5 tRNA genes and 2 rRNA genes are annotated in these 755 nt (G+C 51.3%); all 7 read left to right on the forward strand.

Annotated elements, in window-relative coordinates:
* Positions 1–85: ribosomal RNA gene (locus J7Q84_RS18105) — 23S ribosomal RNA — on the forward strand; the annotation flags it as partial.
* A gap of 93 nt (positions 86–178) precedes the next feature.
* Positions 179–294: ribosomal RNA gene (gene rrf / locus J7Q84_RS18110) — 5S ribosomal RNA — on the forward strand.
* Between the two features lie 10 nt (positions 295–304).
* Positions 305–379: transfer RNA gene (locus tag J7Q84_RS18115), tRNA-Asn, on the forward strand.
* 4 nt (positions 380–383) lie between these two features.
* Positions 384–474: transfer RNA gene (locus J7Q84_RS18120), tRNA-Ser, on the forward strand.
* A 9-nt stretch (positions 475–483) separates the two neighbouring features.
* Positions 484–558: transfer RNA gene (locus tag J7Q84_RS18125), tRNA-Glu, on the forward strand.
* Between the two features lie 7 nt (positions 559–565).
* Positions 566–641: transfer RNA gene (locus tag J7Q84_RS18130), tRNA-Val, on the forward strand.
* Positions 642–666: 25 nt separating this feature from the next.
* Positions 667–743: transfer RNA gene (locus J7Q84_RS18135), tRNA-Met, on the forward strand.
* The last annotated feature ends 12 nt before the right edge of the window (positions 744–755 follow it).

Consider the following 755-nt stretch of genomic DNA (forward strand, 5'->3'; position numbering starts at 1 on the left):
AAAGATGATCAGGTTGATAGGTCCGAGGTGGAAGTGCGGCGACGTATGGAGCTGACGGATACTAATCGATCGAGGACTTAACCAAGATGATGACGTTATCTAGTTTTGAGAGAACGAAGTTTTCTCTTGACAGAATTTATGACTTTTGATAGAATAAATCCTGTCGCTGATAAATTGGTCTAGTGATGATGGCGAAGAGGTCACACCCGTTCCCATTCCGAACACGGAAGTTAAGCTCTTCAGCGCCGATGGTAGTTGGGACCTTGTCCCTGTGAGAGTAGGACGTCGCTAGGCTGGTTATTATTCCGCAGTAGCTCAGTGGTAGAGCATTCGGCTGTTAACCGAACGGTCGTAGGTTCGAGTCCTACCTGCGGAGCCATATTGGAGAGCTGTCCGAGAGGCCGAAGGAGCACGATTGGAAATCGTGTATACGTCACAAGCGTATCAAGGGTTCGAATCCCTTGCTCTCCGCCATTAAAAACTGGCCCGTTGGTCAAGCGGTTAAGACACCGCCCTTTCACGGCGGTAACACGGGTTCGAATCCCGTACGGGTCACCATTATAGTGGAGGATTAGCTCAGCTGGGAGAGCACCTGCCTTACAAGCAGGGGGTCGGCGGTTCGAGCCCGTCATCCTCCACCATATAAATTTAAAAAATCAATATCGTCGCGGGGTGGAGCAGTCTGGTAGCTCGTCGGGCTCATAACCCGAAGGTCGCAGGTTCAAATCCTGTCCCCGCAACCAATGGTCCCGTGG

The organism is Bacillus sp. 165 (assembly GCF_017742235.1).
Lineage (GTDB): Bacteria > Bacillota > Bacilli > Bacillales > Bacillaceae_G > JAGHKQ01.